The organism is Pseudomonas sp. FP1742, assembly GCF_030687145.1.
GTDB lineage: Bacteria > Pseudomonadota > Gammaproteobacteria > Pseudomonadales > Pseudomonadaceae > Aquipseudomonas > Aquipseudomonas frederiksbergensis_D.
The window spans coordinates 6,328,578-6,350,847 of the sequence record NZ_CP117460.1 but is presented as its reverse complement, the minus strand read 5'-3'; the positions used below and the strand labels follow the sequence as shown (position 1 = coordinate 6,350,847).

Here is a 22,270-nt window from a genome sequence, read left to right as displayed (position 1 = left end):
ACTTTGATGTCAGTCAACTGAGTGGCAAGCCTGACCGGTTGGCAAGGTAAGCCAGCGTGACCGGCGGTTGTGCACTATTTAACGCAAATCAAGCACCGCTGCCCATTGTTCGGCTGTCACCGGCATCACCGACAGCCGCGAGCCTTTCTGTACCAGTGGCATTTCGGCCAGCGCCGTTTGCTGTTTCAGATAATCGAGCTTCAGCACCCTGGAAAACGTCTCGACGTGAGCGACATCGATCGCGCTCCAGGCGTTTTTTTCGGCAGTGGCCTTCGGATCGAAGTAATGACTCTCGGGCTCCAGCGCCGTCGGGTCCGGATACGCGGCCTCGACAATCTTTCCGATCCCGGCAATCCCCGGCTCCGGGCAGCTGGAGTGATAGAAAAAAAACTCATCGCCCACCGCCATGGCCCGTAAAAAGTTGCGTGCCTGGTAGTTGCGAACCCCGTCCCAGCGCGCTTGGCCAAGCTTCTCCAGGTCTTTGATGGAGAGTTCGTCGGGCTCGGATTTCATCAGCCAATAGGCCATGGTTTTGCTCCTTGCGAGGTGAATGGGCAAGCGGTCGGGCAATTTTATGACAAACCGACAGTCGGTTGACGCCAGCGTTTGCGTGTCGGTTCACGTTGTCGCAAAATGCCGGCCTTCTTAGCTTGACGCTGCTGCACGGCCTACACCTACAACGGAAACCGCTGCTGTCATCGTGTTGATGTGCCTTTGGGGGGCAATCGATGAAACGCAAACCGGATTTACTATGGATTTTGGTTATTTTATTCGGCCTTGGTGTCGTGACCACCGGCTATGCCCAAAGCCTGTGGAACAACAAACCCGATGCTCCCGTCGAGATCGCGCAGCAACAGCCGTCGGCCTTCAAGCGCTGAACCTGTCGCCTGGACGCCGCTGAGATCAGTGGCGTCTAGCCCGCGAAATACCACGCCTTGTCAGTGACCGTGCCCTGCAACGGTACATCCCAGCTCGCCTGAGCCAATCGTTGAACCTTCTGACATTCGTGGGCCAGACCCAGCAGCGTCGGCTTGCGCCAGTTCTTGCGGCGCGCCAGATACGCCAGGCTTCGGTCGTAGAAGCCCCCGCCCATCCCCAGGCGTCCGCCGACATCGTCAAACCCCACCAACGGCAGCAACACCAGGTCCAGCGCCCAGACCTTGCGTTGCCGGGCGATGTTGTGCCTTGGTTCGGGGATACGGAAGCGGTTGGGTTTGAGCTTTTCGCCGGGACGAATCCGCTGGAACACCATTTTGGTTCGCGGCCAGGCGCTGAGTACCGGCAGGTACGTGGCTTTCCCCCGACGTTGCGCGGCACGCATCAGCAGGCGCGGATCGATTTCACCGTCGGTGGGCAGGTACAGGGAGATGTGTTTTGCGCGGCGGAACAGCGGGTGCCGGGCCAATTGTTTATACAGCCCGCGAGCGGCCTCGCGCTGCTGACTGGGTGTCAGTGCGCGGCGGGCCTTGCGCAGCATGCGTCGAAGTTGCGGGCGGGGCAGCAGCGCAGGTTCGGTCATGGATTCAGGCTTCGGAAAGTGCGAGTACCGAAAGCGTACCCGTAAACACGCCGATGCCGGTATGAAAACCGGCATCGGATTGAAATCAGGCTCCCCGGATGAACCGCTGTCGACGTAGCCCTTGAACCCGAAAGTTCAAGGTGGAAGATGCAGTAGGCTTTAAGGCTTTCCGTCTAGCGGACATGCACACCAGCCCAACGTGCAACTTCCAGGGTAGTGCGAATCGGCTCAGGGACGTGGTCAACTGGCAAGCACCCCAGGGAGTGATGCGAGTATACCCCAAGCGGTCACGCGAATCAGCCCTTGGTGACATCCGGATCGGTCGACAGCACCAGATCGACGCGGTCCAACAGGTCGCGAACCTGCTCGCGGGTCGAGCCGCTGGCCTGCACATCCGGGCGTTCTTCCTTGTGCAGAAGATCGTGGGTGATGTTCAGCGCAGCCATCACGGCAATGCGGTCGGCACCGATGACTTTGCCGCTGCTGCGGATTTCGCGCATCTTGCCGTCCAGGTAGCGGGCGGCGCTGATCAGATTGCTGCGCTCTTCCTGGGGGCAGATGATCGAATATTCTTTATCGAGGATCTGCACAGTAACGCTATTACTTGAACTCATGAGTCTTGCTCCAGGGCCTTGAGGCGCGAAATCATCGATTCGACCTTACGCCGGGCGATTTCATTTTTTTCAATGAGGTGCGCGCGTTCCTCGCGCCAGGTCTTTTCCTGAGCTAGTAAGAGTGCGTTTTGACTCTTAAGTTGCTCGACTCGAGTAATCAGCAACTCGAGTCTGGCCATCAGCGCTTGCAGGTCGGTGTCTTCCATTGTGTCCACGTGTTCGTCTGATGGGAGGTAGCTGGCGGACAGCCTTTAATAGTCTTGGCGAGTCTGTCGATGTAGGATACAAGGCCTTCATTCTAGACATAGCGCCGTCTGGCGCCTAGCTACCCATGCCCATTCAGAATTCTCCGTACCAAGCCTTCGCCACCCTGCTGAGCACCAGCGGCCATCCCGTCTCGCCTGCCGAACTGCATGGCTTGTTGCTCGGCCGCAGTTGCGCCGGTGCCGGTTTCGATGCCGACAGCTGGCTGGCAGACGCCGCCGAGCTGCTCGAAGGCGAGCCGCAAGACAACGTTCGCAACGCCTTGATCGGCCTGCAAGAGATGGTCAAGGGCGAGCTGACCAGCGACGACATGACCGTTGTTCTGCTGCTGCCGAGCGACGACGCGCCGCTCACCGAGCGCGCGGCCGCACTGGGCCAGTGGTGCCAGGGCTTCCTTACCGGCTTCGGTCTGACCCGCCGCGAGTATGCCCTGAGCACCGAAGCCACCGAAGTGCTGCAGGATCTGGCCGCCATCGCCCAGGTGCAAGACGCCCTGGAAGAGTCCGACGACGGTGAAAGCGACTACATGGAAGTCATGGAATACCTGCGCGTCGCGCCGCTGCTGCTGTTCACCGAAACCAAAAAAACCGACGAAGCGGCTGCCAAACCGTCGTTGCATTAATAATCGCGTGCCAGGGAACGCCATCTGCCCATGATTCATATCCCGAAATCGGAATACAGCCGTCGCCGCAAGGCCCTGATGGCGCAGATGGAACCCAACAGCATCGCCATCCTGCCTGCCGCTGCGGTGGCCATTCGCAACCGCGATGTCGAGCACGTCTACCGTCAGGACAGCGACTTCCAGTACCTCAGCGGGTTTCCCGAGCCTCAGGCCGTCATCGTATTGATGCCCGGTCGCGAACATGGCGAATACGTGCTGTTTTGCCGTGAGCGCAATGCCGAACGCGAGCTGTGGGACGGCCTGCGTGCCGGTCAGGAAGGCGCGATCCGCGATTATGGCGCCGATGACGCGTTCCCGATCACCGACATCGACGACATCCTGCCGGGCCTGATTGAAGGCCGCGACCGGGTGTATTCGGCCATGGGCAGCAATCCGGAATTCGATCGGCACCTGATGGACTGGATCAACGTGATTCGCTCTAAAGCGCACCTCGGCGCCCAGCCGCCGAACGAATTCGTTGCCCTGGATCATCTGCTGCACGACATGCGCCTGTATAAATCGGCGGCAGAAGTGAAGGTGATGCGCGAAGCCGCGCGGATTTCCGCCCAGGCCCATATTCGGGCGATGCAGGCCAGCCGAGCCGGTTTGCATGAGTTCAGCCTCGAAGCCGAGCTCGATTACGAATTCCGCAAGGGCGGGGCGAAGATGCCGGCCTATGGTTCGATCGTCGCCGCCGGGCGCAACAGCTGCATCCTGCACTACCAGCAGAATGACGCGGTGCTCAAGGATGGCGACCTGGTGCTGATCGACGCCGGTTGCGAGATCGACTGCTACGCCAGCGACATCACCCGCACCTGGCCGGTCAGTGGCAAGTATTCACCGGAGCAGAAGGCGATCTATGAGCTGGTGCTGGCGTCCCAGGAAGCGGCGTTTGCCGAGATCGCACCGAACAAACACTGGAATCAGGCACACGAAGCCACGGTCCGGGTAATTACTGGCGGCCTGGTGAAGTTGGGCCTGTTGCAGGGCGAGGTCGATGAACTGATCGCCAGCGAAGCCTACAAGGCGTTTTATATGCACCGCGCCGGCCACTGGCTGGGCATGGATGTGCATGACGTCGGCGAGTACAAGGTCGGCGGCGAATGGCGCGTACTGGAAGTCGGCATGGCGCTGACAGTGGAGCCGGGCATTTACATTGCTCCGGACAACCAGAGTGTGGCGAAGAAATGGCGCGGCATTGGCGTGCGCATCGAGGACGACGTGGTGGTCACCAAAACCGGTTGTGAAATCCTGACGAACGGCGTGCCGAAAACGGTCGCCGAGATCGAGGCCTTGATGGCCGCCGCACGGACACAAGCGGCATGAGTCGAGTCAATCTGGCAATCATCGGCGGTGGCCTGGTCGGCGCCAGCCTGGCGTTGGCGTTGCAGGCCGGGGCCAAGGCCCGTGGCTGGAAGATCGTGCTGATCGAACCCTTTGCCCCCGGCGATAGCTATCAACCGAGTTACGACGCTCGTTCTTCGGCGCTGTCCTACGGGGCCCGGCAGATTTATCAGCGCTTGGGCGTGTGGCAGGAAATCTCCCGCCGCGCCGAGCCGATCAAGCAGATTCATGTCTCCGACCGTGGGCGTTTCTCCACCGCGCGACTGTCGGCGATGGAAGAGGGCGTTCCGGCGCTGGGTTATGTGGTGGAAAACGCCTGGCTCGGCCAATGCCTCTGGCAAGGTCTGGACAAGGATGTGATCAGTTGGCGCTGCCCGGCGGAAGTCACCGGCATGGAACCGCTGACCGACGGCTATCGCCTGACCCTCAACGATGAAACCCTGCTGGAATGCGACCTCGCGGTGCTGGCCGATGGCGGGCGTTCGGGGCTGCGTGAACAATTGGGGATCGGCATCAAAACACGCCCGTACAACCAGAGTGCGCTGATCGCCAACATCACGCCGAGCGAAGCGCACAACGGCATGGCTTTCGAGCGCTTCACCGATGACGGCCCGATGGCTTTGCTGCCGTTGCCGGAAAACCGCTGCGCCTTGGTCTGGACCCGTCTGGGCATGGACGCGCAACGGCTGGCGGCCCTTGATGAGCGCAGCTTTCTCAGCGAGTTGCAGGGCGTGTTCGGTTATCGCCTCGGCACGCTGAAACAGGTTGGCGCGCGGAATTTGTATCCGTTGTCGCTGATCGAGTCCGAGGAACAAGTCCGGCCGCATCTGGCGATCCTCGGCAACGCCGCCCACAGCCTGCATCCGATTGCCGGGCAAGGGTTCAACCTGTCCCTGCGCGATGCCCAGGCGTTGGCCGACAGTTTGTTGGGCAGCGAGACAGCCCCCGGCGATTTTGCCACCTTGCAGGCTTATCGCGAGCGCCAGCGGCTGGACCAGAGCCTGACCGTGGGTTTCTCCGATCAGGTCACCCGGCTGTTCGGCAGCACCCAGCCGCTGGTTTCCCTGGGTCGCAACATCGGCCTGCTCGGCCTCGATCTGCTGCCGCCGGCCAAGCGCTGGTTTGCCCGGCAGGCCATGGGCCTGGGTACGCGTTCCGATGTTTGAGTGGCTGGCGAACCCAATCGATATTCACGACGGCGCAGGCACCTTGGTGGCGTGCGTCGAGAAACTCCTTTACGTGCGGCCCGCGCCGCAAGCGAGACAGGCTTAAAGCATGGAAATGCGCGCAGATCTGCTGATTGTCGGGGCCGGAATGGTCGGCAGCGCCCTGGCGCTGGCGCTACAAAACAGTGGGCTCGAAGTGCTGCTGCTGGACGGTAGCCCCCTGAGCGTCAAACCCTTCGACGGGCAGGCGCCGTTCGAGCCTCGGGTAAGCGCCTTGTCGGCGGCCAGCCAGCGCATACTCGAACGCCTGGGCGTCTGGGACGGCATCGCCGGCCGGCGCAGCAGTCCCTACACCGACATGCACGTCTGGGACGGCAGCGGCACCGGGCAGATCCATTTCTCGGCGACCAGTGTGCATGCCGACGTGCTCGGGCATATCGTCGAGAACCGCGTGGTTCAGGACGCCTTGCTCGACCGGCTGCACGACTGCGACCTCGGGATGCTGGCCAATGCGCGTCTGGAGCAGATGCGCCGCTCCGGTGACGACTGGCTGCTGACCCTGGCCGATGGCCGCACCCTGCGGGCACCGTTGGTGATTGCGGCGGATGGCGCCAACTCGGCGGTGCGGCGCCTGACCGGGGTTGCGACCCGCGAGTGGGATTACATGCACCACGCGATCGTCACCAGTGTGCGCAGTTCCAAATCGCATCAGATGACCGCGTGGCAGCGTTTCACCGACAACGGCCCGCTGGCGTTCCTGCCGTTGGACCGGGACGGTCAGCAGGATTGGTGCTCGATCGTCTGGTCGACCACGCCGAGCGAAGCCGAACGCCTGATGGCGCTGGACGACGAAGGATTCTGCAAGGAGCTGGAGCGGGCCTTTGAAAGCTGCCTCGGCACCGTGCTCAGCGCCGACCCGCGTCTGTGCGTGCCGCTGCGTCAGCGTCATGCCAAGCGTTATGTGGCTGAAGGCCTGGCGCTGATCGGCGACGCGGCCCACACCATCCATCCGCTGGCCGGGCAGGGCGTGAACCTCGGTTTCCTCGATGCCGCGGTGTTGGCCGAAGTGCTGCTGCAAGCGGCCGGGCGCGGTGAGCGGCTGGCGGATGTGAAAGTGCTCAGTCGCTACGAGCGTCGGCGCATGCCCCACAACCTGGCGCTGATGGCGGCGATGGAAGGGTTCGAGCGTTTGTTCCAGGCCGATCCGTTGCCGGTGCGCTGGTTGCGTAATACCGGGTTGAAGATGGTCGACCAGATGCCCGAGGCCAAGGCGTTGTTCGTGCGCGAAGCGCTTGGGTTGATTGGGGATCTGCCGGCGCTTGCCAAGGCCTGACATCTTCGCTGCGGTTGATGGCCTCTTCGCGAGCAAGCCCGCTCCCACATTGAAATGCATTCCAAATGTGGGAGCGGGCTTGCTCGCGAAGGCGGTGGCACATTCAACGCACATTTCAAAGCTGTGCAACATCTGGTAACTCCTCCGCCCACTGTTCGATTGAGAAGCGAAATGTGAGTCCTTATCATTTAGCCTCACTTCCCCATTCGAGAGAGCGCTTCCATGTTGGCACCCAAGCGTCTACTGACCGCACTGGCCCTGACCCTGATTGGCAGCACCGCCGCCCAGGCCGCCGACGAGGTGGTGGTTTACTCCTCGCGTATCGATGAGCTGATCAAACCGGTCTTCGACGCCTACACCCGGAAAACCGGGGTGCAGGTGAAGTTCATCACCGACAAGGAAGCGCCGCTGATGCAGCGGATCAAGGCCGAGGGCGAAAATGCCACCGCCGACCTGCTGCTGACCGTCGATGCCGGCAACCTCTGGCAGGCCGAGCAGATGGGCATCCTCCAGCCGTTCACGTCCAAGGTGGTCGACGCCAACATCCCGCTGCAATACCGCGCGTCCTCCCATGCCTGGACCGGCCTGAGCCTGCGGGCGCGGACCATCGCCTACTCCACCGACCGGGTGAAACCCGGTGAGCTGACCACCTACGAGGCGCTGGCCGATAAACAGTGGGAAGGCCGCCTGTGCCTGCGCACGGCGAAGAAGGTCTACAACCAGTCCCTGACCGCCACCATGATCGAAGTCCATGGCGCCGAGAAAACCGAGAAGATCCTCAAGGGCTGGGTCAACAACCTGTCCACCGATGTATTCTCAGACGACATCGCCGTACTCGAGGCGATCAACGCCGGTCAGTGCGACGTCGGCATCGTCAACACTTACTACTACGGCCGCCTGCACAAACAGAAGCCGGACCTGCCGGTGAAGCTGTTCTGGCCGAATCAGGGCGACCGTGGCGTGCACGTCAACCTGTCGGGCATTGGCCTGACCAAACACGCCCCGCACCCGGAAGCCGCCAAGGCTTTGGTGGAGTGGATGACCACGCCTGAAGCGCAAAAGATTTTTGCTGACGTGAACCAGGAGTTCCCGGCCAACCCCGCTGTTCAGCCTTCAGCTGAAGTCGCGAGCTGGGGCAAGTTCGTGGCTGATACCTTACCGGTGGAAATCGCCGGCAAGCGTCAGGCTGAAGCGATCCGGATGATGGATCGGGTCGGCTGGAACTGAGTCTGTCGATATACTGCGCCACCGAATGAAGTGGCGACGTCCCTGCCGGCCTGATCGTTCCAACGCTCTGCGTGGGAATGCATCCACCGACGACGCTCTGCGTCGAGGCGTGACGCAGAGCATCACAAGATGTGTGCCCACGCAGAGCGTGGGCATACTCATTTAAACGAGAACTTTCCTTGGCCCACCCCGCCCAACGCCGCTGGTATCCCCTGGTCTTCGCCATTGCCGCGCTGGTCCTGCTGCCCTTGAGCGTCCTGCTGCTCTCCTGGCAAACCATCGATCAGCAGATCTGGTCCCACCTGTGGGACACGCAGATGCCGCGGCTACTGGGCAATACCCTCACGCTGGTCGTTGGCGTTGGCATCGGCGTAACGCTGTTGGGCGTCAGCCTGGCCTGGCTGACCAGCCTCTGTGAGTTCCCCGGGCGGCGTTGGCTGGACTGGGCGTTGATGCTGCCGTTTGCGATTCCTGCTTATGTGCTGGCCTTCGTCTTCGTCGGCCTGCTGGATTTCGCCGGCCCGGTGCAAACCCTGCTGCGCGAATGGTTCGGCAGTGGTCTGAGGCTGCCGCGAGTGCGTTCCACCGGTGGCGTGATTCTGGTGCTGGTGCTGGTTTTCTATCCCTACGTTTACCTGTTGGCGCGCACTGCATTTCTGGCTCAGGGCAAAGGCCTGATGGAAGCGGCGCGAGTCCTTGGGCAATCCCCGTGGCAGGCGTTCTGGCGAGTGGCGTTGCCCATGGCACGTCCGGCGATCGGCGCGGGGGTGGCGTTGGCGCTGATGGAAACCCTGGCGGATTTCGGTGCGGTGTCGGTGTTCAACTTCGATACGTTCACCACCGCCATCTACAAGACCTGGTACGGCTTTTTCAGCCTGTCCACCGCCGCGCAACTGGCCAGCCTGTTGCTGTTGGTAGTGATGGTTGTGCTATATGGCGAACGCCGTGCCCGCGGCGCCAACCGGGCGAGCAACGAACGGCCGCGGGTCAAGGCGCTGTATCACTTGCGCGGGGTCAAGGCGCTGGCGGCGATGAGCTGGTGTGGTCTGGTGTTCGCCTGCGCCTTCGTCATTCCCGTGCTGCAACTGCTGGTGTGGTTCTGGCAACGCGGGCGCTTCGATCTGGACGAGCGGTATGCCGGGCTGATCGTGCACACCTTGTACCTGGGCGGCATGGCGGCGTTGATCACTGTCAGCGTCGCGCTGCTGCTGGCGTTTGCCCGTCGATTGGCACCGACCCGGGTGATCCGCTCCGGCATCAGCCTGGCCAACCTCGGCTACGCACTGCCGGGATCGGTATTGGCGGTGTCGATCATGCTGGCGTTCAGTTATCTGGATCGCGAACTGGTGATTCCGCTGTCGGGCTGGCTTGGCGGCGCGGGCAAACCGTTGCTGCTGGGCAGTCTGTCGGCATTGTTGCTGGCCTACCTGGTGCGATTCATCGCCGTGGCGTATGGGCCGCTGGAAAGCAGCCTGGCGCGAATACGGCCTTCTTTGCCCGAAGCAGCACGTAGCCTTGGTGTCAGTGGGCCACGACTTTTTTTCAAAGTGTATCTGCCGTTGCTGCTGCCGGGCACGTTGAGTGCGGCGTTGCTGGTGTTCGTCGACGTGCTCAAGGAAATGCCCGCAACCCTGCTGATGCGCCCGTTCGGCTGGGACACGCTGGCGGTGCGGATCTTTGAAATGACCAGCGAAGGCGAGTGGGCCAGGGCCTCGTTGCCGGCACTGACGCTGGTTTTGGTCGGGCTGTTGCCGGTCATCGGATTAATCAGAAGGTCGGCACATCGAAACGGCTAGGTGTCAGTCCTACACCTTGCGGCTACAATGCGCGGCATTCGGTGCGGTCCGTCTTTGATACCGGGTTGCTGAAATCGGCTGAAGGCCTTTATTTCAAGGCGTTTCACCCCGTACAGCGGCTGTCCGCACCTTCGCCACGCCCGGAAGGAGAAACCCATGGGACAGCGCACGCCTCTGTATGACCTTCATCTCGCCCTCGGCGCGAAGATGGTCGATTTTGGCGGTTGGGATATGCCTCTGCATTACGGCTCGCAGGTCGAGGAACACCATCAGGTGCGCCGAGATTGCGGGGTTTTCGATGTATCCCACATGACCGTGATCGATGTCGGCGGCCCCCAGGCCAAGGCCTGGCTTCAATACTTGCTGGCCAATGACGTCGAACGTCTGCACAGCCCCGGCCGTGCCTTGTACAGCGCCATGCTCAACGAGCACGGTGGTATCGTCGATGACATGATCGTTTATCGCCTCGATGACGGCTATCGGCTGGTGGTCAACGCCTCCACCCGCAATCAGGACCTGGCCTGGATGCAGGCTCATCTCGGCGACTTCGATGTGCAGCTCAACGAGCGTTCCGAGTTGGCGATGCTGGCCATTCAAGGCCCTCACGCCCGGCACAAGATTGCCGAACTGGTGACCCAGTCCCGCGCTACGCTGATCCAGCAACTCAAATATTTCGAAGGTCAGACCGACGGTGACTGGTTCATCGCCCGCACCGGCTACACCGGTGAGGACGGTCTGGAAATCGTGCTGCCGGCCGATCAGGCGCCGGGTTTCTTCAACGATCTGGTGGGCGCGGGTATTTCCCCGATCGGCCTCGGGGCGCGCGATACCTTGCGGGTCGAAGCCGGGATGAACCTGTACGGTCAGGACATCCATCAAGATGTTTCACCGTTGGCCTCCAACATGGCCTGGAGCATTGCCTGGGAACCGGCCACGCGCCAGTTCATCGGCCGCACCGCCCTGGAGGCCGAGCAGACCGCCGGCGTGCAGCACAAACTGGTCGGTCTGGTCCTTGAGGAACGTGGTGTCTTGCGAGCGCATCAGGTGGTTCGCATCGCCGATGTTGGCGAAGGGGAGATCACCAGTGGTAGTTTCTCTCCTACGCTTAGCAAGTCGATTGCACTGGCGCGGGTGCCGGTGGCCACCGCCGACCGCGCTGAAGTGGAAATCCGTGGCAAGTGGTACCCGGTTCGAGTGGTCAAACCGACCTTCGTGCGTCACGGCAAAACCTTGATCTAACTTTTTCTGGCGGGCAATGACCGCTGACATTTTTCTTGAGGACACAGAACATGAGCGAAATCCCTGTCGACCTGCGTTTTGCCGAAAGTCACGAATGGGCCCGTCTAGACCATGATGGCGGCGTGAAAGTGGGTATTTCAGACCATGCTCAGGAAGCCTTGGGTGATGTAGTGTTCGTCGAGCTGCCGGAAATCGGCAAAGTGTTCGCTGCCGGAGAGGCAGCGGGTGTCGTCGAGTCGGTCAAGGCCGCGTCGGATATCTACTCGCCAGTCTCCGGCACAGTCATTGCCGTCAACGAAGAGCTGGCCAACAGCCCGGAACTGGTCAACAGCGCGCCTTATGACAGCTGGTTCTTCAAACTTCAGCCAAGCGATACCTCTGAGCTGGACAAGCTGCTCGACCCCATGGCCTACAAGGCCGCCATCGGCGAGTAATGCTCGCCTTCGCAGGAGCTGCCTTTGGCCGCTCCTGCGAAGGTCGAATCAAGGCCGCAAGACGGCTTTCACCGCAGCCACCGAACGCTCGACATCCGCTTTATCCATGGACGTGAACATCGGCAGCGAGACGATCAGTCGTCCGACCCGCTCGGCGACCGGGAACATGCCTTCCTTGAACCCGCGTTCGCGGTAAAGACTCAGCAGGTGGATCGGCGGGTAGTGATAGCCAATACCAATCCCCAGTGCCTGCATCTGTTCCATGAAAGTGGCCCGTGCCGGTTTGCCATCCTGGCGTTCCGGGAGCACCAGTTGGAACAAGTGCCAGTTACTGTTCTCGAAATCTGCCGGCGGTAGTTGAGCGCCGTACTGCGCTTCGAAGTCCTCACCGAAACATGCGAAATAGTGCCGCGCCAGTTCACGCCGATGAGCCGTGATCGCCTCGATATGCGCAAATTGCCCCAGGCCAATGGCTGCCGCGACATCGGTCATGTTGAACTTGCCGCCCAGCACATCAACGTCCAGCCCATCGAAACCGCTGCGGGTGACGCCCTGCAAACGGTACTTTTCCGCCAGCCGCGCTTCTTCGGCATTGTTCAGCACCAGGCAACCGCCCTCTGAGCAAGTGACGTTCTTGTTCGCCTGGAAACTGAAGGACACGAAATCACCAGTCGCACCGATGCGCTGTCCGTTCCAGCTCGAACCCAATGCCTGGGCCGCGTCTTCCACCACTCGCAAACCGTGTTTTTTTGCAATCGCGTAAAGGCGCGTCATGTCCACGGGCAGTCCCGCGAGAAACACCGGGATAATGGCTTTGGTGCGCGGGGTTATCGCTGCTTCAAGCTGCGCCAAGTCGATATTGCGGGTAACCGGGTCGATGTCGGCAAACACCGGCGTGGCGCCAACTTCCAGGATCACGTTGGCGGTGGCCACCCAGGAAATCGGCGTGGTGATCACTTCATCACCCGGTCCGACGCCGGCAATTCGCAATGCGATCTCCATGGTGCAGGTGCCGGAATTGAACGTACGCACCGGGCGCCCGCCGAAATATTCCGAGAGTTGCGCTTCAAAAGCCTGGACCTTGGGGCCGCTGGTAATCCAGCCCGAGCGCAGCACATCGCCGACAGCGGCAATCGTGGCTTCATCGATGGTGGGTTTGGAGAAGGGCAGGAAAGACAGTTGGCTCATAAATGTGGATACCCGATCAGCGAACGTTTGTAGGCGTCGAGCATGATGATCCGGAATGACCGACAGCGCCACGCCATCCGTGCCGGTATCGACTGCTATGCTGGTTTGACCGAGTTGCATCGACGCTGAGCGCCAGTCATGAGAGAGCCCGTCATGTCCCAGTTGCCGTCCTTGAGCCAGTTACGCGACCCCAATACCTTCCTGCGCCGCCACCTCGGGCCTGATGCCGCCGAGCAGCAGGCGATGCTCGACAGCCTCGGCCTTGGCAGCCGGGTCGAGTTGATCGAGCAGACGGTGCCGCCGGGAATCCGTCTCAACCGACCACTGGACCTGCCGCCCGCCCTCGATGAAGAAGCCGCACTGGCCAAACTGCGCAGCTACGCCGAGCAGAACCAGGTCTGGACCAGCCTGATCGGCATGGGTTATCACGGCACCCTCACACCGGCCGTCATCTTGCGCAACGTGCTGGAAAATCCCGGTTGGTACACCGCCTACACGCCTTATCAACCGGAGATTGCCCAAGGCCGGCTCGAAGCGCTGCTGAATTTCCAGCAGCTGACCATCGACCTGACCGGCCTGGAACTGGCCAACGCCTCGCTGCTGGATGAAGCCACGGCGGCAGCCGAGGCCATGGCCCTGGCCAAGCGTGTCGCCAAGTCCAGAAGCAATCTGTTTTTCGTCGATGAAAATTGCCACCCCCAGACGATTTCCGTGGTGCAGACACGGGCAGAAGGGTTCGGTTTCGACCTGATCATCGACGCTGTGGATAACTTGAAACAGCACCAGGTGTTCGGTGCGCTGCTGCAATATCCCGATACCCATGGCGAAATTCGCGATCTGCGTCCGTTGATCGATCATTTGCATGCCCAGCAAGCCCTGGCCTGCGTCGCCACCGATCTGTTGAGCCTGCTGTTGTTGACCCCGCCGGGGGAGCTGGGTGCCGACGTGGTATTCGGTTCGTCCCAGCGTTTCGGCGTGCCCATGGGGTACGGCGGCCCGCACGCGGCGTTTTTTGCCAGCCGCGACGAATACAAACGGGCGATTCCGGGGCGGATCATCGGCGTGTCGAAAGATGCTCGCGGCAATGTCGCCCTGCGCATGGCCCTGCAAACCCGCGAGCAACACATTCGCCGGGAGAAGGCCAATTCGAACATCTGCACCGCCCAGGTGTTGCTGGCCAATATCGCCAGTTTCTATGCGGTCTACCATGGCCCCGAAGGGCTCAAACGAATTGCCCTGCGCGTCCATCGGCTGACCTGCATCCTCGCCGCCGGCCTGGAACGCCACGGCATTACGCGTCTGAACCAACACTTCTTCGACACCCTGACCCTGGAGGTCGGCGGCGCTCAGACCGCGATCATCGAAAGCGCCCAGGCGGCGCGGATCAACTTGCGCATTCTCGGTCGCGGGCGGTTGGGCCTGAGCCTCGATGAAACCTGTGACGAAGGCACCGTGGCGAAGCTGTTCGATGTGTTTCTAGGGGCCGATCATGGGCTCAATGTCGACGAACTGGACGCTGAAGCCCTGTTGTCCGGTATTCCTGCCGGGTTGCAGCGCCGTACACCTTATCTGCATCACCCGGTGTTCAACGCTCATCACAGCGAAACCGAAATGCTGCGTTACTTGAAGCAGCTGGAAAACAAAGACCTGGCACTCAATCAATCGATGATCCCGCTGGGCTCCTGCACCATGAAGCTCAATGCCACCAGCGAGATGATCCCCATCACCTGGCCACAATTCGCCAACTTGCACCCGTTCGTACCGAAAGAGCAGGTGGTGGGTTATTCGTTGATGATCGAGGAGCTGGAACGCTGGCTCTGCGCGATCACCGGTTTCGATGCGATCTGCATGCAGCCCAACTCGGGCGCTCAAGGCGAGTACGCCGGGTTGCTGGCGATCCGCAAATATCACGAGAGCCGCCATCAGGGCGCGCGGGACGTTTGCCTGATCCCGTCCTCGGCCCACGGCACCAACCCGGCCTCGGCACAAATGGCCGGGATGCGGGTAGTGATCGTCGAGTGCGACGAGGCGGGTAATGTCGATCTGGAAGACCTGAAAGAAAAGGCCATAGAGGCGGGGGATAAACTCGCCTGCCTGATGGCGACTTATCCTTCGACCCATGGGGTTTACGAGGAAGGCATCAGCGAGATCTGTGAAGTTATCCACCGCCACGGCGGTCAGGTGTACATGGATGGCGCCAACCTCAACGCGCAGGTCGGATTGGCGCGGCCGGCAGACATCGGCGCCGACGTGTCGCACATGAACCTGCACAAAACGTTCTGCATTCCCCACGGCGGTGGCGGGCCGGGGATGGGACCGATTGGTGTGCGGGCGCACCTGGCGCCATTCGTTGCCAATCACCCGGTGGTGCCGATCGACGGCCCGTTGCCGGAGAACAGCGCGGTGAGCGCGGCACCTTGGGGCAGTGCGAGCATTCTGCCCATCAGCTGGATGTACATCGCGATGATGGGGCCGCAACTGGCGGATGCGAGTGAAGTGGCGATTCTTGCCGCGAATTACCTGGCGCAGCATTTGTCCGGCGCGTTTCCGGTGCTTTACTCCGGGCGCAACGACCGAGTGGCCCACGAATGCATCCTCGACCTGCGACCGCTGAAGACGCTGACCGGGATCAGCGAAGAGGACGTGGCCAAACGGCTGATGGACTACGGTTTCCATGCGCCGACCATGTCATTCCCGGTACCGGGAACATTGATGGTCGAGCCGACCGAGAGCGAGTCGAAGGCGGAGCTGGATCGTTTTATCGATGCGATGCTGAGCATTCGCGCGGAAATCAACGAGGTGCAGAACGGCAACTGGCCGGCGGAGGACAACCCGCTGAAGCGCTCTCCGCATACCCTGGCCGACATCACCGGCGTCTGGGAGCGCCCGTACAGCATCGAGCAGGCGGTGACGCCGGATGCCCACACCAAGGCCCATAAGTACTGGCCGGTGGTAAACCGTGTGGACAATGTCTACGGCGATCGCAACCTGTTTTGCGCGTGCGTGCCGGTGGACGAGTACCGCTGAAATCACGAGGGATGAAGATCTGATGTGGGAGCGGGCTTGCTCGCGAAAGCGGTTCAACATTCACCAGCGATGTCGGCTGAAATACCGCTTTCGCGAGCAAGCCCGCTCCCACAATGGATCGCATTTCAGGCAAAAAAATGCCGCTCATCCAGAGCGGCATTTTTTGTTCAGCAGCGAAGCTTATTTCGAGGCGATGGCATTCTTCGCCAGGATGGCGTTCGCCAGTTCCATGTCCGTGGCTTGCAGGCCAGGGTTTTCAGCGCGGACTTTCTGCATGGCGGCTTCCAGATAGGGGCCGCGAATAGCGCCGTCACTGGCGACAAAGCTGCCGGCGTCGTCCTGGGCGGCGACGATCAGCTTGTGATCCCTGGAGGTCAGGTAGGACGAGCCGGTGGTGGCACCGGAAGTAAGGATGCTACGCCAAAAGCCGTCATCAGCCATCGCCGAACCGACTGAAAGGGACAACACGGCGAAAGTAGCGACAGCAAGTTTGAGACGCATAAAAGGTGACTCCACTGGGTTTTAACTGCGGGCTTTGATTGCCAATAACCCAATCGAGTTCCGTGACGTTAGTCGGCATCGCCTACTTCTGCTCACTCTGCGGCGTCACCCGCAACACCTCTTCAATCGTGGTCAATCCCGCCGCCACTTTCTGCGCCCCAGACAAGCGCAAACTGCGCATGCCTTCCTTGAACGCCTGACGGCGGACCGCCAGCAAATCGGTGTCGGGGTTGATCAGCGCTTTGATGCCGTCCGTCAGCTGCATGATTTCGTAAACCCCGGCGCGGCCCCGATAGCCGGTTTCGCGGCATTCCAGGCAACCGATGGCACGCTGGGCATTGTTCGGCAGTGGCGCTTGCCAGGGGCGAGTCAGGGTTTGCCAGTCGTCCTCGCCCAACGTCAAGGGTGCCTTGCAATGCGGACACAAGGTTCGGACCAGACGCTGGGCCATGACCCCGAGCACCGTGGCCTTGATCAGGTAATGCGGCACGCCGAGTTCCAGCAGGCGGCTGATGGCGCTCGGCGCATCGTTGGTGTGCAATGTCGACAGCACCAGGTGGCCGGTGAGTGCCGCCTGAATCGCCATCTCGGCGGTTTCGAGGTCGCGGATCTCGCCGATCATGATGATGTCCGGGTCTTGCCGCATCAGCGCGCGCACGCCCGCGGCAAAAGTCAGGTCGATGTTGTGCTGGACCTGCATCTGATTGAACGCCGGCTCGACCATTTCGATCGGGTCTTCGATGGTGCAGAGGTTGACCTCCGGCGTCGCCAGTTTCTTGAGGGTGGTGTACAGCGTGGTGGTCTTGCCCGAACCGGTCGGCCCGGTCACCAGAATGATGCCGTTGGGCTGGCGGATCATGTCTTGCCAGCGGCGCAAGTCATCGGCGGAAAAACCCAGTTGATCGAAGTCCTTGAGCAGCACTTCCGGGTCGAAGATCCGCATGACCATTTTTTCGCCGAATGCCGTCGGTAAGGTCGACAGCCGCAACTCGACTTCGCCGCCGTCCGGGGTTTTGGTTTTCACCCGGCCGTCCTGGGGTTTGCGTTTTTCCGCGACGTTCATCCGCCCCAGGCTTTTCAGGCGGCTGACGATGGCCATGGTCACCTGCGGCGGGAATTGATAGACGTTGTGCAGCACACCGTCGATGCGAAAGCGCACCGTGCCTTGCTCGCGCCGGGGCTCGATATGGATATCGCTGGCCCGCTGCTGGAACGCGTACTGGAACAGCCAATCGACGATGTTGACGATGTGCGCATCGTTGGCGTCCGGCTCCTGGTCGCTGGCGCCGAGGTTGAGCAACTGTTCGAAGTTGCCCAGGTTGCTTGTGTGCTGATCGGCGTTGGTGGCGCCGGTGACCGATTTGGCCAGGCGGAAAAATTCCACGCTGAAGCGCTGGATGTCCACCGGGTTGGCCACCACGCGCTTGATCGGCAGCTTCAATACGTGGGTCAGGTCGGCTTCCCAACCGCTGACGAAGGGCTGGGCGCTGGCCACGGTGACGGCATCGCGGTCGATGGACACCGCCAGAATCTTGTGGCGCTGGGCGAAGGCATAGGACATCAGCGGCGTGATGGCCGCGACGTTGATTTTCAGTGGGTCGATGCGCAGGTAAGGCTGGCCGGCCTGCTGGGACAGCCACAGCGTCAGGCTTTCCAGATCGAGGTGTTTGCCAGGACGGCTGAGGTCGTCCAGGTGTTGGCTGGCGATGAACTCCAGCGGATGCTGCTGAGCGTTGGTGGCGTGACGGCGGCGGGCGTTGATAGCGTGCTCGGCCGAATCCTGGCTGATAAAGCCCTGGGCGACCAGTTCACGCAGCAAATCGTTAAGGTCCAGCCAGCGGTCCTGAGTGGCAAGTTGAACGGACATGCGGGCTCCTTATGAACAACCGTTCGCAAAGGATAGCTGTGCACCCGCAGACCGTTGGGCCACTACCGGACCAATACGTGTCGGGTTTTTTCAGCCAGCTGCCTGAGCGGTCTCCGCCCACACAGAATCAGCCGCTTGCAGATTCACCGAGCAGACGCTGATCAGGTTACGCAGTTTTTCCGCGATCACCTGGGCGCGGTGCCAGCTCAGGCCGTCCATGACGATGTCGATCGACAGCAGATCGTCCAGGCGCCGCATGTTGACCTGCTGTGGCGTCAGAAACTGCAAGGCGAACAGGTTGAGCGCGCGGCACAGCAGATCCGGCTCGGCCTCGGCCAGCAGTTGATAGTGAACGCGGCAGTGGGCGTTGCTGACGTTCCAGACATCGGCGCGGGCGGGCAGGGTGTTTACGGCTTCAAGGGGCGGCATGGTCGGGCTCCAAAATCATTGGAGGAATTTTTACATTCGGTGCGGGGCATTTCTTATCTATGATTGGCTTTGTTGACGATTTATCGAATCGATCAATTCAAGATCATATTAATTTCAGGTTTTTCTATGCACAGCGAGCTGGATGGCTACGACCGCAAGATTCTCGCGTTGCTGCAAGAGGACGCTTCGCTCTCCAGCGCGCAGATCGCCGAGCAGGTGGGGCTTTCGCAGTCGCCCTGCTGGCGGCGGATCCAGCGGATGAAGGAGGAGGGGATCATTCGTGGTCAGGTGACGTTGCTTGACCGCAAGAAAATCGGCCTGAACACGCAGATCTTCGCCGAGATCAAACTCAACGCCCACGGACGTTCGAACTTCACTGAGTTCACCGAGTCGATTCGCGGTTTTCCCGAAGTGCTGGAATGTTATGTACTGATGGGGTCGGTGGATTTCTTGCTGCGGATCGTCACGGCGGACATCGAGGCTTATGAACGCTTCTTCTTCGAGAAGCTGTCGATGGTGCCGGGGATTCAGGAGGTCAACTCGATCGTGGCGTTGTCGGAAATCAAATCCACCACGAGTTTACCGGTGTTGCGCTGATGATGTTCGAAGGCCTTTGTGGCGAGGGGGCTTGCCCCCGTTCGGCTGCGAAGCAGTCGTAATCCAGCCAACACGTTATGCCTGATGCACCGCGCTGGCTGGTTTTGGGAGTCCTTCGGTCTCCAACGGGGGCAAGCCCCCTCGCCACAGGGTGTTACAGGCGCAGCAGGGTCTTCCAGGCACGATTCTGATACACCGCAATCGCCTGCTGCTTACGCGCATCCAGCGACTCATCGGTGATCGGCTCGTTAGCCAGCAGGGCAAGCTGTTTCAGCTCACCGTACAGGCGATCCATCTCCGGGATGTCCAGCACGCCACGGGCATGATGCAGCCAGGCCTGGATGCGCTCGATGCGCGGCAGTTGCTCGGCCAGGTCTTCCGGCTGTTGCTGGTAACGCTGTAATTGCAGCGAGTTGGCTTCTTCGCCCAGCAGGCGTGGCAGCCAGCTACCCAGTTGCGCAGCACCCTGACGATTGCCGCGGACGTTGCGATCGGCAGCCCAGGCACGGGCCAGCAGCCAGCGCGAGGTGTTCAGCGAGAACAGGCCCCAACGCGGATCTTCCAGCTCTTCGAGGAATTGCTCCGGCGCGGCTTTGCGCACGTCTTCGTCGTCCAGGCCGGCTTGTACCAGTGGGCGCCAGTCTTCCAGCAGGGCATCCAGCGCGACTCGCAGATCGTGAGTCGACTGACGCGGTGCGGCCTGACCGAGGCTGCTGATCAGCGCGCGCATTTCCGCGAGGTTTTCGACCCAGTCCTGCAGCAGGCGCCAGTGGCCATTGAAGCGATATTGCTCGGCCAGGCGCTGGCTGCTGCTCAACAAATGCCAGCACAGGGCGGCGAATGCATCGTCCAGTGGCATTTCGGCGGTGATCTGCGGCGCCGGCAAGCTCAGCGAGTAGCTGTTGGCGTCGAACAGGCGATAACCGCGCTCGGCCTTGCTGATGTCGCATGGCATCAGCGGCAGGGTCGCAGCCAGTTCGGCGGCCAGTTCCAGCAGCGCGGCCGGTTCGCCTTCGCGCAGCTCCAGTTCCAGCTCGCAGATTTCTTCTTTCTGCTTGCCGACCACCACGTGGCCCAGGTCCAGCGCGGCTTCGATGACCACTTTGGTCTTGCCACGGCCCCAGGCGATTTCCGCGCGTTCGCGAACGAAATCGGTGGTGAAGATGGCTTTCAGGGTTTTCTTGTCCAGCTCGGCCAACTCTTCGGGCCAGCATTCGCCGTCGAGTTTTTTCACGTCGAGTTTGGCTTTGGACAGGGGCCAGTCGTACTCGTGACGCTCGGACAGGCCGGCGACGCTCTGGCCACGGGTCTTGAGGGTCTGAATCACTTCTTCGCCGTCGCGGCGCAGGCGCAGGGCCACCTTGGCGCGGGCCAGGTCGCGCTCGGGCGTGTCGAAGTACTGGTTCATCAACTCACGGCGTTCCCAGCCACTTTTGTTGCGTTTTTTCAGTAACGGGTGCTCGCGCAAGGCGGCGAGGGTTTCGCGGCTGACGCGGAGTTTGATTTCGGTTTCTTTCTGCATGGCCGGAAAATCCAGGATCGGGAGCGCAGCCGGGGGGAATGGTGGCTGCCAAGGTCGTGCAGTGTACAGGACTGATCCGTCCTACGCGCCGTAGCGGTTTATTCCTGTCGCCGGATGGCTCTATGATGGACTTCAATTCGGGAGTTGGGAGTCAGCGATGCCTTTGCCGTCCATGAGAGATCAGTTCGCTGCGCTGATCGCCGCGCCGTCTGTCAGTTGCACCCAACCGAACCTGGATCAAACCAATCGTCCGGTCATCGACTTGCTGGCGACATGGCTCGGGGAGCTGGGTTTTGCCTGCGACATCCAGCAGGTCAGCCCCGGCAAATTCAACCTGCTGGCCAGTTTCGGCTCCGGCCCCGGCGGCCTGGTGCTGGCCGGTCACAGCGATACGGTGCCGTACGACGCGGCGCTGTGGCAGACCGACCCGCTGAAACTGACGGAGGTGGACGGCCGCTGGGTCGGCCTGGGCAGTTGCGACATGAAGGGCTTTTTCGCCCTGGCGATCGAAGCCGTCAAACCCTTGCTCGACCAACCATTCAAGCAACCCTTGCTGATTCTTGCGACCTGCGATGAAGAAAGCTCGATGTCGGGTGCGCGTGCCTTGGCCGAAGCCGGGCGGCCACTAGGTCGCGCGGCGGTGATTGGCGAGCCGACAGGGTTGAAGCCGATCCGCTTGCACAAAGGCGTGATGATGGAGCGCATCGACATCCTCGGTCAGAGCGGCCATTCCTCGGACCCGAGCCTGGGCCATAGCGCCCTCGAAGCCATGCATGATGCCATTGGCGAACTGCGCGGCTTGCGACTGGCGTGGCAACGGGAATTTCGTAATCCACAGTTCAGCGTGCCACAACCGACGATGAATTTCGGCTGCATTCACGGTGGCGATAACCCCAACCGCATCTGCGGGCAGTGCTCTCTGGAGTTTGACTTGCGCCCGCTGCCGGGCATGGACCCCAAAGCCCTGCGCGCGGCGATTGTGCAGAAGCTCAACCCGATTGCCGAACGACATAAGGTGAAGATCGATTACGCGCCATTGTTCCCCGAAGTGCCGCCGTTCGAGCAGGCCGAGGACTCGGAATTGGTGAGGATCGCCGAAAAGCTCACCGGCCATCGCGCCGAAGCAGTGGCATTCGGCACAGAAGCGCCTTATCTTCAGCGCCTTGGCTGTGAAACACTGGTATTGGGCCCCGGAGACATCGCCTGCGCCCACCAACCGGGGGAATACCTCGAAATGTCACGTTTGCAGCCTACCGTGCATCTATTACGTCAATTGATCGAACATTACTGCCTGACACCGGCCAAAACGGCGATGCCAGTCAGTTGAGCACAACCCACGTGGGAGCGGGCTTGCTCGCGAAGAGGTCGGCACATTCAACATCGATGTCGACTGACCTGACGCCTTCGCGAGCAAGCCCGCTCCCACAGGTTCTGTGTTTTGGCTGACTGACCGTATAAATTGCCCGTGTCACAACCCGTACTTATGAGGAGAGCGCGCGTGTCGCCAAGCCTGTTCCGACGATAACCATCAGCCCGCTGTGC

General features: G+C 61.2%; 21 protein-coding genes, 1 other RNA gene and 1 pseudogene. 13 read left to right on the top strand and 10 right to left on the bottom strand.

What is annotated here, in order from left to right:
- Positions 1 to 78 precede the first annotated feature (78 nt).
- Positions 79 to 528: an EVE domain-containing protein gene (locus tag PSH64_RS28890; RefSeq protein WP_105340712.1), complete on the bottom strand. Its 450-nt coding sequence runs from the start codon at positions 526 to 528 to the stop codon at positions 79 to 81.
- A 200-nt stretch (positions 529 to 728) separates the two neighbouring features.
- On the opposite strand from PSH64_RS28890, the gene PSH64_RS28885 reads away from it, so the two are divergent.
- The gene (locus PSH64_RS28885) at positions 729 to 878 is read left to right on the top strand and encodes a hypothetical protein (protein WP_018927582.1); all 150 of its coding nucleotides are present in this window, start codon (positions 729 to 731) and stop codon (positions 876 to 878) included.
- Positions 879 to 913: 35 nt separating this feature from the next.
- On the opposite strand, the gene PSH64_RS28880 is transcribed toward PSH64_RS28885, so the two are convergent.
- The 4 genes from PSH64_RS28880 to PSH64_RS28865 form a co-directional block, all read right to left on the bottom strand.
- The gene (locus PSH64_RS28880) at positions 914 to 1,519 is read right to left on the bottom strand and encodes a 5-formyltetrahydrofolate cyclo-ligase (protein WP_105340713.1); all 606 of its coding nucleotides are present in this window, start codon (positions 1,517 to 1,519) and stop codon (positions 914 to 916) included.
- 87 nt (positions 1,520 to 1,606) lie between these two features.
- A non-coding RNA gene (ssrS, locus tag PSH64_RS28875) (6S RNA) lies at positions 1,607 to 1,785 on the bottom strand.
- A gap of 30 nt (positions 1,786 to 1,815) precedes the next feature.
- Positions 1,816 to 2,133 (bottom strand): cell division protein ZapA, encoded by a 318-nt coding sequence (locus PSH64_RS28870; RefSeq protein ID WP_105340714.1) that lies wholly within the window; start codon positions 2,131 to 2,133, stop codon positions 1,816 to 1,818.
- A complete protein-coding gene (locus PSH64_RS28865; RefSeq protein ID WP_007940359.1) occupies positions 2,130 to 2,339 on the bottom strand; it encodes a TIGR02449 family protein in 210 nt (69 codons plus the stop codon). The genes PSH64_RS28870 and PSH64_RS28865 overlap by 4 nt, the downstream gene beginning before the upstream one ends.
- A 125-nt stretch (positions 2,340 to 2,464) precedes the next feature.
- On the opposite strand from PSH64_RS28865, the gene PSH64_RS28860 reads away from it, so the two are divergent.
- The 9 genes and pseudogenes from PSH64_RS28860 to gcvH all read left to right on the top strand — a co-directional run bounded on the left by PSH64_RS28860 (position 2,465) and on the right by gcvH (position 11,597).
- On the top strand, positions 2,465 to 3,019 hold the full coding sequence (locus PSH64_RS28860; protein ID WP_105340715.1) for a YecA family protein: 555 nt from the start codon (positions 2,465 to 2,467) through the stop codon (positions 3,017 to 3,019).
- Positions 3,020 to 3,049: 30 nt separating this feature from the next.
- On the top strand, positions 3,050 to 4,384 hold the full coding sequence (pepP, locus tag PSH64_RS28855; RefSeq protein WP_105340716.1) for a Xaa-Pro aminopeptidase: 1,335 nt from the start codon (positions 3,050 to 3,052) through the stop codon (positions 4,382 to 4,384).
- Positions 4,381 to 5,568: a 2-octaprenyl-6-methoxyphenyl hydroxylase gene (gene ubiH, locus PSH64_RS28850; RefSeq protein ID WP_105340717.1), complete on the top strand. Its 1,188-nt coding sequence runs from the start codon at positions 4,381 to 4,383 to the stop codon at positions 5,566 to 5,568. The genes pepP and ubiH overlap by 4 nt, the downstream gene beginning before the upstream one ends.
- A 16-nt stretch (positions 5,569 to 5,584) precedes the next feature.
- A pseudogene (locus PSH64_RS28845) lies at positions 5,585 to 5,674 on the top strand (tetrameric acyl-CoA thioesterase); the annotation flags it as partial.
- Positions 5,675 to 5,683: 9 nt separating this feature from the next.
- Positions 5,684 to 6,901 carry a 2-octaprenyl-3-methyl-6-methoxy-1,4-benzoquinol hydroxylase gene (locus PSH64_RS28840; RefSeq protein WP_181150641.1) on the top strand — a complete coding sequence of 406 codons (1,218 nt, stop codon included), beginning with the start codon at positions 5,684 to 5,686 and terminating at the stop codon, positions 6,899 to 6,901.
- A gap of 222 nt (positions 6,902 to 7,123) precedes the next feature.
- On the top strand, positions 7,124 to 8,128 hold the full coding sequence (locus PSH64_RS28835) for an extracellular solute-binding protein (protein ID WP_105340719.1): 1,005 nt from the start codon (positions 7,124 to 7,126) through the stop codon (positions 8,126 to 8,128).
- A gap of 179 nt (positions 8,129 to 8,307) precedes the next feature.
- Positions 8,308 to 9,924, top strand: coding sequence for an iron ABC transporter permease (locus PSH64_RS28830; RefSeq protein WP_305479345.1), 1,617 nt, complete (start codon positions 8,308 to 8,310; stop codon positions 9,922 to 9,924).
- A gap of 156 nt (positions 9,925 to 10,080) precedes the next feature.
- Complete coding sequence (gcvT, locus tag PSH64_RS28825; RefSeq protein WP_305479344.1) at positions 10,081 to 11,163, top strand: glycine cleavage system aminomethyltransferase GcvT; 1,083 nt, start codon at positions 10,081 to 10,083, stop codon at positions 11,161 to 11,163.
- A gap of 50 nt (positions 11,164 to 11,213) precedes the next feature.
- Positions 11,214 to 11,597: a glycine cleavage system protein GcvH gene (gene gcvH, locus PSH64_RS28820; RefSeq protein ID WP_105340722.1), complete on the top strand. Its 384-nt coding sequence runs from the start codon at positions 11,214 to 11,216 to the stop codon at positions 11,595 to 11,597.
- A 48-nt stretch (positions 11,598 to 11,645) separates the two neighbouring features.
- Here the strand turns inward: gcvH and PSH64_RS28815 are convergent, their stop codons facing one another.
- A complete protein-coding gene (locus PSH64_RS28815) occupies positions 11,646 to 12,785 on the bottom strand; it encodes a DegT/DnrJ/EryC1/StrS aminotransferase family protein (RefSeq protein WP_305479343.1) in 1,140 nt (379 codons plus the stop codon).
- A 153-nt stretch (positions 12,786 to 12,938) separates the two neighbouring features.
- Between PSH64_RS28815 and gcvP the strand changes: the two genes are divergently transcribed.
- Positions 12,939 to 15,812, top strand: coding sequence for an aminomethyl-transferring glycine dehydrogenase (gcvP, locus tag PSH64_RS28810; protein WP_305479342.1), 2,874 nt, complete (start codon positions 12,939 to 12,941; stop codon positions 15,810 to 15,812).
- A gap of 180 nt (positions 15,813 to 15,992) precedes the next feature.
- Here gcvP and PSH64_RS28805 read toward each other — a convergent pair whose 3' ends face one another.
- From PSH64_RS28805 to PSH64_RS28795, 3 genes are all read right to left on the bottom strand, one after another.
- On the bottom strand, positions 15,993 to 16,313 hold the full coding sequence (locus tag PSH64_RS28805) for a DUF2388 domain-containing protein (RefSeq protein WP_105340724.1): 321 nt from the start codon (positions 16,311 to 16,313) through the stop codon (positions 15,993 to 15,995).
- Positions 16,314 to 16,395: 82 nt separating this feature from the next.
- Positions 16,396 to 18,180 carry a GspE/PulE family protein gene (locus PSH64_RS28800; RefSeq protein ID WP_305479341.1) on the bottom strand — a complete coding sequence of 595 codons (1,785 nt, stop codon included), beginning with the start codon at positions 18,178 to 18,180 and terminating at the stop codon, positions 16,396 to 16,398.
- Positions 18,181 to 18,270: 90 nt separating this feature from the next.
- Positions 18,271 to 18,609: a hypothetical protein gene (locus tag PSH64_RS28795; protein WP_105340726.1), complete on the bottom strand. Its 339-nt coding sequence runs from the start codon at positions 18,607 to 18,609 to the stop codon at positions 18,271 to 18,273.
- A 126-nt stretch (positions 18,610 to 18,735) separates the two neighbouring features.
- Between PSH64_RS28795 and PSH64_RS28790 the strand changes: the two genes are divergently transcribed.
- Positions 18,736 to 19,206 (top strand): Lrp/AsnC family transcriptional regulator, encoded by a 471-nt coding sequence (locus PSH64_RS28790; RefSeq protein ID WP_105340727.1) that lies wholly within the window; start codon positions 18,736 to 18,738, stop codon positions 19,204 to 19,206.
- A 154-nt stretch (positions 19,207 to 19,360) separates the two neighbouring features.
- On the opposite strand, the gene PSH64_RS28785 is transcribed toward PSH64_RS28790, so the two are convergent.
- Positions 19,361 to 20,728 (bottom strand): inorganic triphosphatase, encoded by a 1,368-nt coding sequence (locus tag PSH64_RS28785; RefSeq protein WP_305479340.1) that lies wholly within the window; start codon positions 20,726 to 20,728, stop codon positions 19,361 to 19,363.
- Between the two features lie 157 nt (positions 20,729 to 20,885).
- Between PSH64_RS28785 and argE the strand changes: the two genes are divergently transcribed.
- Positions 20,886 to 22,055: an acetylornithine deacetylase gene (gene argE / locus PSH64_RS28780; protein ID WP_305479339.1), complete on the top strand. Its 1,170-nt coding sequence runs from the start codon at positions 20,886 to 20,888 to the stop codon at positions 22,053 to 22,055.
- Positions 22,056 to 22,270: the final 215 nt, after the last annotated feature.

Coding starts and splice junctions, on each gene's coding strand:
- PSH64_RS28890 (WP_105340712.1), bottom strand. CDS start 528: ATGGCCTATTGGCTGATGAAATCCGAGCCCGACGAACTCTCCATCAAA.
- PSH64_RS28885 (WP_018927582.1), top strand. CDS start 729: ATGAAACGCAAACCGGATTTACTATGGATTTTGGTTATTTTATTCGGC.
- PSH64_RS28880 (WP_105340713.1), bottom strand. CDS start 1,519: ATGACCGAACCTGCGCTGCTGCCCCGCCCGCAACTTCGACGCATGCTG.
- PSH64_RS28870 (WP_105340714.1), bottom strand. CDS start 2,133: ATGAGTTCAAGTAATAGCGTTACTGTGCAGATCCTCGATAAAGAATAT.
- PSH64_RS28865 (WP_007940359.1), bottom strand. CDS start 2,339: ATGGAAGACACCGACCTGCAAGCGCTGATGGCCAGACTCGAGTTGCTG.
- PSH64_RS28860 (WP_105340715.1), top strand. CDS start 2,465: ATGCCCATTCAGAATTCTCCGTACCAAGCCTTCGCCACCCTGCTGAGC.
- pepP (WP_105340716.1), top strand. CDS start 3,050: ATGATTCATATCCCGAAATCGGAATACAGCCGTCGCCGCAAGGCCCTG.
- ubiH (WP_105340717.1), top strand. CDS start 4,381: ATGAGTCGAGTCAATCTGGCAATCATCGGCGGTGGCCTGGTCGGCGCC.
- PSH64_RS28840 (WP_181150641.1), top strand. CDS start 5,684: ATGCGCGCAGATCTGCTGATTGTCGGGGCCGGAATGGTCGGCAGCGCC.
- PSH64_RS28835 (WP_105340719.1), top strand. CDS start 7,124: ATGTTGGCACCCAAGCGTCTACTGACCGCACTGGCCCTGACCCTGATT.
- gcvT (WP_305479344.1), top strand. CDS start 10,081: ATGGGACAGCGCACGCCTCTGTATGACCTTCATCTCGCCCTCGGCGCG.
- gcvH (WP_105340722.1), top strand. CDS start 11,214: ATGAGCGAAATCCCTGTCGACCTGCGTTTTGCCGAAAGTCACGAATGG.
- PSH64_RS28815 (WP_305479343.1), bottom strand. CDS start 12,785: ATGAGCCAACTGTCTTTCCTGCCCTTCTCCAAACCCACCATCGATGAA.
- gcvP (WP_305479342.1), top strand. CDS start 12,939: ATGTCCCAGTTGCCGTCCTTGAGCCAGTTACGCGACCCCAATACCTTC.
- PSH64_RS28805 (WP_105340724.1), bottom strand. CDS start 16,313: ATGCGTCTCAAACTTGCTGTCGCTACTTTCGCCGTGTTGTCCCTTTCA.
- PSH64_RS28800 (WP_305479341.1), bottom strand. CDS start 18,180: ATGTCCGTTCAACTTGCCACTCAGGACCGCTGGCTGGACCTTAACGAT.
- PSH64_RS28795 (WP_105340726.1), bottom strand. CDS start 18,609: ATGCCGCCCCTTGAAGCCGTAAACACCCTGCCCGCCCGCGCCGATGTC.
- PSH64_RS28790 (WP_105340727.1), top strand. CDS start 18,736: ATGCACAGCGAGCTGGATGGCTACGACCGCAAGATTCTCGCGTTGCTG.
- PSH64_RS28785 (WP_305479340.1), bottom strand. CDS start 20,728: ATGCAGAAAGAAACCGAAATCAAACTCCGCGTCAGCCGCGAAACCCTC.
- argE (WP_305479339.1), top strand. CDS start 20,886: ATGCCTTTGCCGTCCATGAGAGATCAGTTCGCTGCGCTGATCGCCGCG.